At 58.3% G+C, this 13,284-nt stretch carries 12 protein-coding genes; 7 read left to right on the top strand and 5 right to left on the bottom strand.

Features of this window, described 5'->3' with window-relative positions; translation table 11 throughout:
* Window positions 1-204: 204 nt before the first annotated feature.
* Window positions 205-1,371: a lanthionine synthetase LanC family protein gene (locus tag E5K00_RS14315; protein WP_135464005.1), complete on the top strand. Its 1,167-nt coding sequence runs from the start codon at window positions 205-207 to the stop codon at window positions 1,369-1,371.
* Complete coding sequence (locus E5K00_RS14310; protein WP_135464004.1) at window positions 1,371-4,535, top strand: lantibiotic dehydratase; 3,165 nt, start codon at window positions 1,371-1,373, stop codon at window positions 4,533-4,535. Before E5K00_RS14315 ends, E5K00_RS14310 begins: the two co-directional genes overlap by 1 nt.
* Window positions 4,536-4,721: 186 nt before the next feature.
* On the opposite strand, the gene E5K00_RS14305 is transcribed toward E5K00_RS14310, so the two are convergent.
* Both E5K00_RS14305 and E5K00_RS14300 read right to left on the bottom strand, forming a co-directional pair.
* The gene (locus E5K00_RS14305; protein WP_167856898.1) at window positions 4,722-4,898 is read right to left on the bottom strand and encodes a hypothetical protein; all 177 of its coding nucleotides are present in this window, start codon (window positions 4,896-4,898) and stop codon (window positions 4,722-4,724) included.
* Window positions 4,899-5,120: 222 nt separating this feature from the next.
* Window positions 5,121-5,936: a TerC family protein gene (locus tag E5K00_RS14300; protein ID WP_135464002.1), complete on the bottom strand. Its 816-nt coding sequence runs from the start codon at window positions 5,934-5,936 to the stop codon at window positions 5,121-5,123.
* Window positions 5,937-6,350: 414 nt separating this feature from the next.
* On the opposite strand from E5K00_RS14300, the gene E5K00_RS14295 reads away from it, so the two are divergent.
* Window positions 6,351-7,082 (top strand): DUF3891 family protein, encoded by a 732-nt coding sequence (locus tag E5K00_RS14295; RefSeq protein WP_135464001.1) that lies wholly within the window; start codon window positions 6,351-6,353, stop codon window positions 7,080-7,082.
* A gap of 3 nt (window positions 7,083-7,085) precedes the next feature.
* Here the strand turns inward: E5K00_RS14295 and E5K00_RS14290 are convergent, their stop codons facing one another.
* Window positions 7,086-7,925 carry a hypothetical protein gene (locus E5K00_RS14290; protein WP_135464000.1) on the bottom strand — a complete coding sequence of 280 codons (840 nt, stop codon included), beginning with the start codon at window positions 7,923-7,925 and terminating at the stop codon, window positions 7,086-7,088.
* A gap of 143 nt (window positions 7,926-8,068) precedes the next feature.
* Between E5K00_RS14290 and E5K00_RS14285 the strand changes: the two genes are divergently transcribed.
* Both E5K00_RS14285 and E5K00_RS14280 read left to right on the top strand, forming a co-directional pair.
* A complete protein-coding gene (locus tag E5K00_RS14285) occupies window positions 8,069-9,037 on the top strand; it encodes a YihY/virulence factor BrkB family protein (protein ID WP_135463999.1) in 969 nt (322 codons plus the stop codon).
* Window positions 9,038-9,122: 85 nt separating this feature from the next.
* A complete protein-coding gene (locus tag E5K00_RS14280; protein ID WP_135463998.1) occupies window positions 9,123-9,782 on the top strand; it encodes a spondin domain-containing protein in 660 nt (219 codons plus the stop codon).
* Between the two features lie 63 nt (window positions 9,783-9,845).
* On the opposite strand, the gene rlmN is transcribed toward E5K00_RS14280, so the two are convergent.
* Together rlmN and E5K00_RS14270 are read right to left on the bottom strand one after the other, a co-directional pair.
* A complete protein-coding gene (rlmN, locus tag E5K00_RS14275; RefSeq protein ID WP_167856958.1) occupies window positions 9,846-10,913 on the bottom strand; it encodes a 23S rRNA (adenine(2503)-C(2))-methyltransferase RlmN in 1,068 nt (355 codons plus the stop codon).
* Window positions 10,914-11,176: 263 nt separating this feature from the next.
* Complete coding sequence (locus E5K00_RS14270; protein ID WP_135463996.1) at window positions 11,177-11,602, bottom strand: thioesterase family protein; 426 nt, start codon at window positions 11,600-11,602, stop codon at window positions 11,177-11,179.
* 20 nt (window positions 11,603-11,622) lie between these two features.
* Here E5K00_RS14270 and mnmD point away from each other — a divergent pair, with 20 nt between their 5' ends.
* Window positions 11,623-12,333, top strand: coding sequence for a tRNA (5-methylaminomethyl-2-thiouridine)(34)-methyltransferase MnmD (mnmD, locus tag E5K00_RS14265; protein WP_135463995.1), 711 nt, complete (start codon window positions 11,623-11,625; stop codon window positions 12,331-12,333).
* Window positions 12,334-12,373: 40 nt separating this feature from the next.
* The gene (locus E5K00_RS14260) at window positions 12,374-13,261 is read left to right on the top strand and encodes an archaemetzincin (protein WP_167856897.1); all 888 of its coding nucleotides are present in this window, start codon (window positions 12,374-12,376) and stop codon (window positions 13,259-13,261) included.
* The last annotated feature ends 23 nt before the right edge of the window (window positions 13,262-13,284 follow it).

Genomic DNA, 13,284 nt, shown 5'->3' with positions numbered 1-13,284 from the left:
CCTATAACCGGTCATCGTGATTCCTGCTATCGTTGGATGGCAGGTGGTGAATCAATAACTTGCTAGTACAAGACCGACTAATCTGCGGCCATTGTGGCCGGTCAGCGCTTTTCTTATCTATTGAACCGCTATACTATGCTCACGTCTATAGCCAGCTGGAGCCTTTTCTCCCCTGCTTCATGGCTTGTCTAACTATATACTTAGGTGAAAAACGATAGTTATTTTCAAGGAAATCTGAATGCCATATACTATTTTATCCAAGCGGGCGGCTTTACACTGCAAGATCCTAGTCTAAAATGGGGCAAAATTGGGCTTGCTGTTTTCTTGAACCAGTTGACTTTCAACAGTTCCGACAGTGCGGCACAAGCCATTACGCTTCGTCTATTCGAAGCAGGAGTCGCTGGCGTAGAAGACCTAGCGGAGGAAAGTGGGTTAGGAGAGATTCTTAGTGACCTTGCCGGAATAATTCACTTTCTCCGGCAAAACAGCCGACTGGCTTTCGACGCGGAAGACCTATTAGCCGAGCTCGACCCCTTTCTCCTGACGTACCTCACGACCTGCGCCACCTTGGGCAACCTGGATTTGGTAGCGGGGGCACTAGCACCAGCTCACTATCTGCTGGCCCGCGCCACCGAGTGTCCTTCGCTGACCAAGCCATTGGATGATTTCATTCTGCAACTTGACACTCTGGCCACACGGGCCATTACAGGCCAAGCGTGCTGGTATTCTACGATTTTTCCGGAGCCCCGAATTTACCTGGGCCTTTCTCATGGCTCAGCCAGCATCCTGGTTTTTTTGGCCAAGGCCTTGGAAGCCGGCCGGCAGCCCGCTGTATGTCGGCGGCTCCTAGCAGAGGGCGTAGCCTACGTTCTGGCGCAGTACCGGCCTGACAGTTCAATTGCATTTCCGGTTATCGTGGGGCACGAGCCACAATTCGCTACCCTGGGCTGGGCCTACGGCGACCTGGGAGTCTGCTACGGTCTGCTCGTGGCCAGCCAGGCGCTGGGGCACGTGCCGGGCTGTCAGCTTGCTGTTAGTCGGGCGCTTTCGCTGGGAAACAGAATAGGCGAGCCCGGGGCCTGGCCCGATGCGGGGCTGGCTTATGGCTGTACAGGCTCAGCGGTACTGTTTCACGCCCTGGCTCAACTATCGGGTACTCCGGCCTTTCTGTCCTTCGCAGAGCAATGCCTGGCCCGCAGTAGTGATTTCATCTCCGCGCACAACCCGGCATGCGGCTTCCGAGCGGCCTACCCCACCCGGGGTAATGGTGCCGACTGGGGTATCATCAGTGGTATTGCGGGCATAGGCGTTGCCTTTCACGCCTACTTGTCCCAGGATTATTCCCTTGCCCAACGACTCCTGTACCTATAATGAACTCTTCCCTGAAAAAGCCTGCTGTCTATGAGTTCTTCGATGAGCTGGTGGTGCGTATGCCGGCGCTGCCCCTACATTATCTTGAGCAACTCAACGAGCAGGCCATCACCGCCCGCCTGACCGATGTTGCAACGCCGCTATATATAGCTTCAAATCAGCTTTTTGCCGAAGTGGAAAAGCTGGCAGCCGGCGAGTTGCCCGCTGAGCGCACCGAGCGTTTGTTTCACACGCTTTATAAGTATCTGAGCCGAATGACGACCCGTAGCACCCCCTTTGGGGCCTTTTCGGGAATGATGCTGCTGACTTGGGGGGAACATAGCAAGTTGGTTCGCAAGCCTGCACTGTGGCTCAATACTCAACCAGACGGAACATACGTCAGTGCCCTGGCGCAGCACCTAGAACAACTGCCCTGGATTCAGCCATACCTGTTATACTTTACCAATCCAACCTGTTCGGTTGCGGGTGGACAGGTGCGCTACTTCGAATATCATGTCGCCAGGGGCAACCGGCGCTACGAGGCCACCGCCGTGGAGGCTACACCACTGCTACTCACACTACTGGAAGCAGCACGGAACGGCCAGTCGTTTCAGGATATTGTGCTGACGATAACCAGCGCCGGGTTTGAGCAAGAGGAGGCCGCCGACTTTGTACAGGAGCTCATTGCGTCTCGCCTACTGCTCAGCGAGCTGGAAAACCCAGTCGTTGGTCTGCCGCATTTGACGGAAATCACGGCCCGTATCACCCGAATTGCCGGTTCAGCTGCCTCGCGTGACCCGGCAGTGGCTCCGCTGCTGGCAGCGCTGCTGGCACTGCAACAGCGTTTGCCTCAAGTAGCCACGCACAGCGAGTACCAAGCCCTGCAGCAGCAGATGCAGCACCTGCTGCCGGGCTACACGAATGACTCTTACTTTCTGGTAAACGCGGCAATCTCGCCCGCAAGCGCCGACAGCAAGGTTTTGTCGAAGCAATGGCAAACGCCGCTTTTGGAAGCGCTGAAGATATTCAACTACTTTCAACAGCCCTCTGAAAGTCCTATACCGTCTTTCACCCAGCAGTTTGTGAAGCGCTACGGGCATGCCAGCGTACCACTGTTGCAGGCGCTGGACATGGAATCCGGTATCGCCTACGGCGAGTTGATGCGCTCCAGCAACACTCCCCTGATTGACGACCTACCCTTTTTCACCGCTCCCCCTACCCGCCCCCGACGCAGCCTGCCCCCCGAAGCAGCTACGCTGCAACAGTTGTGGAAGCAGGCGCAACTCGCCGGGCAGCAGAGCCTTGAACTTCCTGCGTCGATGGTTGCCGGCATGGCCCCCGTCTGGAGCGACTTGCCTCCTACGCTGTATTCGGTTTTCCGAATTGTGCATTGCGAAACCCGGCAGAAAATTCTGATTGAGCGGTTTAACGGCCCCACAGCCGCCAATTTCATCACCCGGTTTGGCCATTCTTTTCCCGATGTAGCGGCGTTGGCGTCCACGATTCATACTTATGACCAGGCATTACACCCCGAGGCGCTGGTGGCAGAAGTGGCGCATCTGCCCTTCGAGCGCGCCAGCAATGTGATAAGCGGCCCCGCTTCGGGCGACTACACCATCCGGGTCATCTCAAATGTGCTGAGTGAGGAGTCCAAGAACATTGCCCTCTCCGATCTGTATCTAACCGTCAGGGATGGTCAGGTAGTGTTGTTTTCACGGAAGCTGGAGAGGGAGATTATTCCTCGGCTAAATAATGCATTCTTATACAGCCGCAGCACGTTGCCCATATTCCAGTTTCTGTGCGACCTGCAAAACCAGGGCAAACGCAACCATCTTCTTTTCAGCCCTTCCAGCTTGGGTATAGCCGAAAACGAGGACTTTATTCCCCGCATTACCTATAAAGACGTTATTCTGTCGCCGGCAATCTGGAGCCTGGCGTCCACCGAATTCCAGGGTTGGGCTACGGCCCCCACCAGCGAGCTGCTGGCCATGGCTCAAACCCTTCGGCAGACCCACGGGCTCCCGCGCCGGGTGCTGCTGCTGGAAGGCGACAACGAGCTATTCATTGATTGGGAAAATGAGCTCAGTCTGCTAACCCTGGCCCGCGAAACCAAAAAACACCTGCGGCTGCGGCTGATGGAGTCTTTTCTGGAGCATACTCCTTACCAATCGGTGGCAATGGATAGCGCCGGGGGCGAGTACAACGCGCAATTTGTGGCCCTGCTCCGTCAGCCGCAGCCTGTCAGGCGGCGCGCAGCCAATATTGCGGCGCTGGTCGGCGGACTAAGCGACTCTACTGCTGCCGTTTTCCCCCCCTTTGCAGAATGGCAATACTATAAATTCTACTGCGGGGAAGTAACTGCCGAGCGCCTGCTACGCGAGTGTATTTCGCCGTTAGTGAAAGAACTGCAGGCAAGCGGGCTGATTGACCAATGGTTTTTTCTGCGATACGAAGACCCGGATTTTCACCTGCGGATACGCTTTCACTTGGTCTCTTCCGTAGCACAAGCCGCATTCCAACAACTGCTTACCGCGCATCTTACCCGCTGGGAGGGTCTGGACCTTGTCTGGAATATTCAGAGCGACACCTACAAGCGCGAGTTGTCCCGGTACTCCTTCCGCTACATCGATAGTTCGGAGTGTATATTCTTCCGCGATAGTGAAGCCACCCTGGCATTTCTGGCAATACTCTCTGAAAATGCGCTGCCGGAATCAACCCGCTGGCTGTACGCCGCTTGTTCCGTAGATGCCTTGCTCCGGGACTTTGGCATGAGCACAACGCAGCGATTTGAGTTAATCGAGCAAGTGCGGGCAAGCTTCAACGAAGAGTTTGCCGCTGGCTCTGCGATGCTGAGCGGAATAACGAACAAATTCCGTAGTATTCGGCAGGAATTCGCTCAGGTGCTCGACCTTGAGAAGTCGCTGCCGGAGTACTTGCAGCCAGTTGATGCTTTGTTGACAGCCCGAAGCCACACGACCAAGGCAGCCGTAGCGACACTTTGTGAAGCAGCGACAGCGGACCTTCTGTATCCACAGTTATCAGGCATATTGAGCAGTCACATTCACATGCTATTAAACCGAATATTTCAGGCGCAGCCCCGTCAGCATGAAATGGTGTTTTATAATTTTATGTACAACAGCTACAAGACTGCCTTAATACTAAGTAATAAAATGAGCAAAATATAGATCTTGTGGCACTGGTTGGTTATCATTCCTAATTAGCTGCACCATTTATTCTGCAATAAAATGCGCAACTAATTAGGAGTGATAAATAATTTAAGCATAGAAGTCACAAAGTGCGTACCGGCAATAAAAAAGGCCATTCCAATAGAATTGGAATGGCCTTTAAATGTCTTGTAGCTAGGCTATTGACTAACCGGTGAAGCCACCGTTACCAGAAAGGTTGTCGCAACCACCGCCGCTGGTAGGCGTAGGAACTTTCAAGTGGCAGTCAGCCATAAGGCCGCCTTTAACAGCATCAGCATTAGCAATCATCTTTTCAGTGAGTGCACCAAGCTTCAGCTTGTTCAGGGATAATGATTTCTTCATGTCTTTCATTAGAAAATTTTTTTGGAGTGGTTAATAATATACTTACTCTGCAAGGTTAATCATTTCAATTAAAACATACAATTTTTCAAAAAAAATTATAGCAAAAAATAATCTATTTTATACAAATAGTTACTTATCAGTGCTTTACCCCCCCCGCCAAGGCATTAGAAATAGGCAGTCAAACGATTACTGAAGCCTCATCCTACACTGATTGTGGCCTCATCAGGCCTTCTGCTTCTCATCCGGCTTGCGCTTGGGCAGCTTGGGCATGGTCATGTGGCGGGGCACGTTGAACAGCCAGGAGGTGAGCAGCGGCACCAGGAACATGCCCACGGTAAGGAGCGTGAGGCCCACGTCGGCGGCGTGGCTGCTCAGAAACACGCTGAACGGGTGCGTGGGCTGAAAATGCTCGAACAAGCTCAGCATCAGCTTCAAGCCCAGAATGCCAATAACCAGGAAGGCGGCCGTTTCCAGGAACGGGTACTTGGCCATGAGCAGCACGAAGGCCTGGGCCACTAGGCGCATGGCCAGAATGCCGATAAACACGCCCAGACAGATCAGAATCAGGTTGTCGGTGAAAGCCACCACGGCAAATACGTTGTCGATGCTGAAGGCCAGGTCCATGAGCTCGATAAGGGCCACGGTAGCCCAGAACTTGCCGAACACGCCCAACGTGCGCTTGTAGAGCCAGCTTTTCTCCTTGTCGATTTCGTTGCCGTCCTCGTCGTGGGTAGCGGCGCGACGAGGCTTGAACTGGGCGTAGGCCAAATACACCAGGTAGAGGCCGCCCAGGGGCTTGAGAAACCAGAACTCAATCAGGTAGGAGGCAAACAGGATGCAGATGCCCCGGAACACGTAGGCCCCGATGATGCCGTAGCGCAACGCCTTTTGCCGCTGCTCCTTGGGCAGGTCGCCGACCATGGTGGCCAGCACCGCCGCGTTATCCACCGACAGCAGGCTCTCGATGATGACCAGGTTGCCGACAATAGCCGCCGCGGCCAGTGGGTTATCGAGAATTTGCTGAAGGTGAGGATTCATACGAAAAAGTAAAAATGCTTGCGGCTTCCCTGATACGGCACCAAGTAGCTACGCGGTTGCCGGCCCAGGCAAAGGTATATGACAAGAACAGAAACCACCCGCCACTTGTCCCCTACCGCCTGCCACATAGTTCCTACCGTGCGCCAGACATCTCCTACCATGCGCCAGACACCTCTACCGTGCGCCAGACATCTCCTACCGTGCGCCAGATAGCTCCTACCATACGCCAGACATCTCCTACCGTGCGCCAGATAGCTACTACCATACGCCAGACATTCCCTACCGTGCGCCAGATAGCTCCTACCATGCGCCAGACATCTCCTACCGTGCGCCAGATAGCTCCTACCACCTATCAACAACCAACAACCAACTCCGTAAGCTCGTCAGAACGTCCCGCTCACTGCTTTTCTTCCCATGATTGTAAACCTGACTCCCGACGGCTGGCAAATCATCTACCAGCAGGCCCACGCCCTGCTGGCGGCCCAGCTGGCCTGGCAGTGGCAGCCCTTCGGGCCTACCGACCGGTGGGTGGGGCTGCTGGCCGCCATTGCCCAGCACGACGACGAGCAGGAGCGCTGGGACGGCCACTACGGCCTGACGCCCGCCGGGGCCCCGGCCAACTTCACCATGAAGGAATTTTCCCTGACCCAGGCTACCGGCGTGATGCGGGCCGCCCGCTTCCAGGGCCAGTGGCGCAGCCTGCTGACCAGCATGCACCTGAGCTTCCTCTACGAAAGCCTGCGCGGCCAGCAATCCGAGCTGGATGCCTTCCTCGACGAGCAGAAGGCCGGGCAGCAGCAGTGGCGCAAAGCCCTGAAAATCAAGAAAGCCGACGCCCAGCAGGCCTACGACCTGATGCAGTGGTGCGACCGGCTCAGCCTGATTCTGTGCCGGCAGGAGCTGCCCGAAATGGGCCGCCACCTCGAAATCAGCACCGGGCCCGACGGGCAGCGCCACGAGGTAGTGCAGCCCGACGGGCCCGATACCCCGGTGCAGGTCACGCCCTGGCCGTTCGGGGCCAAGGCGTTCAGCGTAAGCGTGGAAGCCTGCCAGCTGCGCCAATTGCAGTTCCGGGACGACGAGGAGCTCAGCCAGGCCATCCGGGAAGCCCCGATTCTGACCCTGCGCTGGGACTTTGCCCGCTAGCCGCTACTCCAGCCGCGCAATGGGCGCGGGGTTTTGCAGTACGCCGGCGGGCACCGCCGTGCGGGCCGAAATGTGGTTGAGGCGGCGGCCGTCTTTGCCGTCGGTGCGGTCGGCGGCCAGCTTCAGCAGGCCGTACTGCTTATACTCGGTCCAGCGGCGGCGGAAGGCGGGCTGGGCGTCGGTGGCTTTGGGAAAATAGGCCCACTCCTCCACCAGCTTGGTGCGGGGGCTGACGTAGACCTCGTACTTGTTGTCGGGCGTGACGCCCACGTTCTTGAAGGTCATGTTCAGCACCTCGGCCGGGCTGCCGTCCATCAGCTGGCCGGGCCCCTTGTAGGTCAGCGTCACGCCCGAATCCTTGAGCTTGAAGGGCATCAGCAGCCACCAGGAGTTATTGACCCAGATGGGGTACATCCGGTCGAGCAGCTTCTTGCCTTTCTCGGTCGAGGAAATATCCTGGCCCTTGCTGTAGGTGTGGCCCTGCCTGGTGTTGAGGTTATACACGGCCACGAGCGTGTCCTTTTGCCAGCGGAAGTCGCCGGTTTGCTTGTCCCAGAGCTGGTAGGAGCCGTCCAGAAAGTCCCAGCCCAGCAGGCGGGTCTGCTGCCAGGCGCTGTAGCCGCCCATGCTGTGCATCACCGTATCGGCCCAGGCCTGGGCGCGGGCGTCGGAGCCGGCCTGGTCGAAGCCCGGGGCCACGGGGTAGGCCACCACGGTATTGCCGGTAGCCGACGCCGCCGACGATGAGGTGGCTTTGGTGGTGGTGCAGCCGCTGGGGCCGGTGAGCAGCAGGGCCAGGCCGGCGCCGGGCAGCAAAGACAGAACGTAGCGGGAAAGGACCATGGAGCGAGGGGTAAAACGGGGCAGCTGCGCCCCGCCAAAGCTAGCAACTGTAGGCGCAAACGAATGGTTTTGGTCAGCTCAACCAAACGCCCCCGGCTTCGGGCCGTACTACCGGGTACTTATCCGCACCAGCTCCTTGCCCTATGGCCACGCACTACCGTGTTTCCGACATTCTGAACATTCTCAAAACCACGGCCAGCGAGTTCATGGTCAACAACTCGTTCCGCCACGCGGCGGCGCTGTCGTACTACACCATTTTCTCGTTGCCCCCGCTGCTGCTCATCGTCATTACCGTCGCCAGCTCGGTGTATGGGGCCGAAGCCGTAACGGGCCAGATCTACGGGCAGATGCGGGGCTTTCTGGGCGCCGACTCGGCCAAGTTCCTGCAAGATTCCATTGCCGAGTTTACCAAGCAGCAGAAAACCGGCGTGGCCTCCATCATCGGTATCGGCACCCTGATTTTCGCGGCCACCACCTTCTTCGTGACCCTGCAGGAAAGCATCAACGACATCTGGAACCTGAAGGTGAAGCCCCGCAACGGCATCTGGCAGTTCATCCGCGACCGGCTCCTGTCCTTCGGCCTGATTTTGAGCGTGGCCCTTCTGCTGCTGATTTCCTTTGTGATTAGCGCCCTGCTCAGCGTGTTCACCGACCAGCTTCAGGCCTGGTTTCCGGAGGTGGCCGTGGTCGTTATCCACATCGTCGACTTCGTGCTGTCCCTGTTCATCACCTCCCTGCTGTTTGCCCTGATCTACCGGTTTCTGCCCGACGCCATCATCCGCTGGCGCGACGTGGGCATCGGCGCCGTCATTACGGCCCTGCTGTTTCTGATCGGCAAATACCTGATTGCATTCTACATCGGCCAGGCGAACCCCGGCTCGGCCTTCGGGGCGGCGGGCTCGGCCATCGTGCTACTGCTGTGGGTTAACTACTCCTCCCTCATCATCTTCTTCGGGGCCGAGTTTACCCAGGAGTTTGCCGACGCCTTCGGCCAGAAAGTGCAGCCCAAGGCCCACGCCGTGCGCATCGAAACCCGGGAAGTGCCCGAGGGCGAAACCAAGGAGGAAATCAGCACCGGCCGGCCCCGCTCCACAGGCCGGTTCCGGGCGTAGCCGGCGGCGCTTATTTACCGGCGCATACCAAACCGTTTGCCCCGGCCGTTGCGTTGGTAGACTATCACTGCCAAGGCAATACCACATGAAGCACTTCTCGACTTTGCTGCTGGCCATGAGCTTAGCGGCATGTGGCCCGATTCCCGATGTAGAGCCCAAGTCGGACGAGGCTACGGCCACGGCCCTCTACCGCGTTACGTTCGAAGCTACCTGGAGCGCCGCCACCCACCCGGGCAGCTACCCGGTCGGTGCCCACTTCTCCCCGCTGATGGGGGCCTCGCACGCCCACGACGCCGAGGCAGGGCTGTTTCGCCCGGGCCTTGCCGCCAGCACCGGTATCAAAAACATGGCGGAAATTGGCAACAACACCGCCCTGCGGGCCGAAATCAACACGCTCATCACCCAGGGCAAAGCCTTTCGCCTGCTCGACGGCCGCGCGGCCACGGCTTCCCCCGGCTCCCTCACCGATACGATTCGCCTGAGCCGCAGCCACCCGGCCCTCACCGTCGTGACGATGATAGCGCCCAGCCCCGACTGGTTTGCCGCCCTCGAAACCCACGACCTGCTCACCACCACCGGCTGGACGGCCAGCCTGCGCGTGCCGGCCACGTTCTACGACGCTGGCACCGACAGCGGCCCCGACTACACCTCCCCCGACCAGCCCACTACGCCCGCCCAGCCCATCAGGGCGGCGCTGACCCCGGCCGCGCCCGTTGGGTATTTCCGGCTGGAAAGAATAAAATAGCAAACAACAAAGGCCCGTTGGAAGTACTTCCAACGGGCCTTTGTTGTTTGCTCGAAAAGCAGCTTACGCCACTTCGGCTTTTTCCTTCACCGCCAACTGCCCGCAGGCCGCGTCGATGTCTTTGCCGCGGGAGCGGCGGATGTTGGTTTGCACGCCCCGGTCGGCCAGGTACTTGTGGAAGGCCGTGATTTTGTCGGCTTCGGCGTTCTGGTAGCTGGCGTTTTCGATGGGGTTGTACTCAATCAGGTTCACCTTGCAGGGCAGCCACTTGCTGATGACGTACAGCTCGGCCGCGTCTTCCAGCGTGTCGTTGAAGCCGTCGAACACGATGTACTCGTAGGTGACTTTGCGGCCGGTTTTCTGGTGATAATACTGCAACGCGTCCTTCAAAGCCGCCAGGGAGTTGGCCTCGTTGATGGGCATGATTTCGTTGCGCTTGGTATCGTTCGGGGCGTGCAGGCTCAGGGCCAGGTTGGCCTTCACGTCGTCGTCGGCCAGCTTCTTGATCATCTTAGCAATGCCGGCAGTGCTGATGGTGATGCGGCGCGGGGCCATGTTCAGGCCGTCGGGGGCGGTGATGCGCTCCACGCTTTTCACCACGTTGGCATAGTTGAGCAGCGGCTCGCCCATGCCCATGTACACGATGTTGGTGAGCGGCGTGCCGTACTGGGCCTCGCACTGCTCCCGGATGCGCACCACCTGGTCGTAAATCTCCGCCGCGTCGAGGTTGCGCTTGCGCTCCATGTAGCCCGTGGCGCAAAACTTACAGGTGAGCGAGCAGCCGACCTGCGAGCTGATGCAGGCCGTCATGCGCGTGTCGTGCGGAATGAGCACGCCCTCCACGATGTTGCCATCATAGAGCCGGAAGGCCGATTTGATGGTGCCGTCGTTACTGAGCTGCTGGTTCTGGACCGCCACGCCGTTGATGACGAAGTGCTTGGCCAGCAGCTCGCGGGTGGCCAGGGAGATGTTGTTCATCTCCTCAAACGAGCCGGCCGTGTTTTTCCAGAGCCACTCCAGCACCTGCTTGGCGCGGAACGGCTTTTCGCCGTGCTCCACCATAAAGGCTTTGAGCTCGTCGGGGGTGAGTTTGCGAATGTCGCGCTTCGAAACAACAGGCAGGTCAATCATCATAGCGGCAAAGATACGACAGGTGATTTAGTGAAATAGTGATTTAGTGAGTTTTAGGTTGGCAGGCCCCTCACCATGTTGCTGGTCCCCAACATATACAGGCCGGGAATAGTGCCTCTTTATGCATGGGCCCAAGGGCTACTGTAGAGAGGTGTAGGTAATGGGTCATTGCGAGGAGGCACATTCCCCACATTCAAACACATTTAGCACATTAAGAACACATTAGCACATCAGCACATTCCTCACATTAGCACATTAGCACATTAGCACATTAAAAGTTGGGCGGTTTCCTCGTCCATGCTGCGCAGCTTGCGGGTGTTGTAGTCGAAGAGGAGCATGCCGGTTTTGGCGCGGGCAATTTCCTTTCCGGCCTGGTTTTTCACCCAGTACACCACGTCGAAGCCATATTTGCTGAGCTCGGTGGCAGCCAGCTGAATGTGGAGGACGTCGCCGTAGAAGGCTTCGCCCTTGTACTCGATGGCCACGTCGGCCATGATGGTGCCCAGGCCGGTGGCGGGGTCTACCTCCCGCAGGCCCACGTGCTGCAGGAACTGCACCCGGGCCTCGTGCAGCACGCTGAGCAGGGCGTCGTTGCCGAGGTGGCCGCCGTAGTTGAGGTCGGTGATGCGGACCGGAATCTGCACGGTCAGGGAATATGCGGCGGGTAACGCTACTTTTACGCGGGCCATTGGCAAGAAAATTAAACAGTATGATACACGAAACGGAAGGCGGCGTAAAAGTAGAGGTTCGCACCACGGAAGACGGCTCGAGCACCCTCTACGTGCCGGCCCTGGATGAGCACTACCACTCCACCCACGGGGCTCTGCGCGAAGCCCGGCACGTGTACCTGGCCGCCGGCCTGGAGCCCGCCCTGACGCCGGCCGCCGCCGCCGTGCGGGTGCTGGAAATCGGCTTTGGCACCGGCCTGAACGCCCTGCTGACCTTGCAGCGCAGTCTGAGCGCCAGCCCGTTTATCGAGTACGACACGCTGGAAAAATACCCGCTGCCGCCCGCCGTTATTCAGAGCCTGGGCGTGGAGCGCTACGTGCTGAACCCCGAGCTGCTGGCCTACCACGAGCAGCTGCACACGGCCCCCTGGAACGAGCCGGTGCCGGTAGCCCCGCACTTCCGCCTGCGCAAGCTGCACGCGGCCCTACAGGAAACTTCGCTCCCGAATGACCATTACGACGTGGTGTACTTCGACGCCTTTGCCCCCGAAAAGCAGCCGGATATGTGGACCGAGGCCGTATTCGAGCAGCTCCACCGGGCCACCGCGCCCGGCGGCGCGCTGGTGAGCTACTGCGCCAAGGGCAGCTTCCGCCGCAGCCTGAAGGCGGCCGGCTGGCTGGTCGAGAAGCTGCCCGGCCCGCCCGGCAAGCGCGAAATGACCCGGGCGCGGAAGGAAGGCGGGAGCCGGTAGCGGCCGTAATTTATCCATGCCTCTTCCCCGGCTGCTTGCTATGGCTTCTTCTCTGGTTGCGCTACTTATTTTTCTCTTTTCTGGTGGCGGAAATCTACTGTCTGACCCGATTGCCCAGGGGGCTGAAAGCTACTTCCAGTCTATAGCGAAAAACGACATTCCGCTGAAAAGACCGCGCCCGGGAGAATGGCTGTACGAGCACAAAGAAGCCGGGCAGAATCTTGCCGCCTACCAGCAACTCCCTCCTTTCCGACCCGATTCGCTGAAGAACACCATCTACCTGCAGCCCGTGGGCCGGTTTACTGTCCTCCAATGGAAGGCGCTGGAGGCAACCCAGGAATACCTGCATATTTTCTTTCAACGCCGGGTAGTGCTCTTGCCAGCGGTGGCCGATACCCTAGTGCCACCTTCGGCCCGGCGCAAGCAACAGGGGCAGGTGCAGCTATTAGCGCCCTACCTGCTCGACGCCTATTTAAAAAACCGCCTACCCGCTTCGGGCCTAGCGCTGATGGCTATTAGCGCCAAAGACCTGTATCCCCGGCCCGACTGGAACTATGTGTTTGGGCTGGCTTCGTACCCGGACCGGGTGGGCGTTACATCCATTTACCGCTTGCAGGATCAGAGCCTCACAACAGAAAATTACACCCGCTGTCTGAGCCGTCTAGTCAACATTTCGTCGCACGAAATCGGGCACATGTTTTCCCTGCGCCACTGCACCTACGCCCACTGCGTGATGAATGGCACCAACAGCCTGCCCGAAACCGACACGACACCTAACCGCCTCTGCTCGGAGTGCCAACGGAAGCTGCATTGGAATTTTCAGTATGACAATCTCCGCCGGCTACAGGAGCTAGCGGCCTTTTTTCGCCGGAACGAGTTGCGGCGCGACTATGCGCTAACCAGCCAGGACCTCCGAAAAGCGCTCTGACATCTTTCCGGCCCGGTTTCCGA

Origin of the sequence: Hymenobacter aquaticus, from assembly GCF_004765605.1 — a bacterium.
GTDB lineage: Bacteria > Bacteroidota > Bacteroidia > Cytophagales > Hymenobacteraceae > Hymenobacter > Hymenobacter aquaticus.
Note: the sequence above shows the minus strand (reverse complement) of the source record. Positions and strands in the feature narration are given on the sequence as shown.

Bases quoted from the DNA above. Each gene is read 5' to 3' on its own strand.
- E5K00_RS14310 (WP_135464004.1), top strand. From the start codon at position 1,371: ATGAACTCTTCCCTGAAAAAGCCTGCTGTCTATGAGTTCTTCGATGAG.
- E5K00_RS14305 (WP_167856898.1), bottom strand. From the start codon at position 4,898: ATGAAGAAATCATTATCCCTGAACAAGCTGAAGCTTGGTGCACTCACT.
- E5K00_RS14300 (WP_135464002.1), bottom strand. From the start codon at position 5,936: ATGAATCCTCACCTTCAGCAAATTCTCGATAACCCACTGGCCGCGGCG.
- E5K00_RS14295 (WP_135464001.1), top strand. From the start codon at position 6,351: ATGATTGTAAACCTGACTCCCGACGGCTGGCAAATCATCTACCAGCAG.
- E5K00_RS14290 (WP_135464000.1), bottom strand. From the start codon at position 7,925: ATGGTCCTTTCCCGCTACGTTCTGTCTTTGCTGCCCGGCGCCGGCCTG.
- E5K00_RS14285 (WP_135463999.1), top strand. From the start codon at position 8,069: ATGGCCACGCACTACCGTGTTTCCGACATTCTGAACATTCTCAAAACC.
- E5K00_RS14280 (WP_135463998.1), top strand. From the start codon at position 9,123: ATGAAGCACTTCTCGACTTTGCTGCTGGCCATGAGCTTAGCGGCATGT.
- rlmN (WP_167856958.1), bottom strand. From the start codon at position 10,913: ATGATTGACCTGCCTGTTGTTTCGAAGCGCGACATTCGCAAACTCACC.
- E5K00_RS14270 (WP_135463996.1), bottom strand. From the start codon at position 11,602: ATGGCCCGCGTAAAAGTAGCGTTACCCGCCGCATATTCCCTGACCGTG.
- mnmD (WP_135463995.1), top strand. From the start codon at position 11,623: ATGATACACGAAACGGAAGGCGGCGTAAAAGTAGAGGTTCGCACCACG.
- E5K00_RS14260 (WP_167856897.1), top strand. From the start codon at position 12,374: ATGGCTTCTTCTCTGGTTGCGCTACTTATTTTTCTCTTTTCTGGTGGC.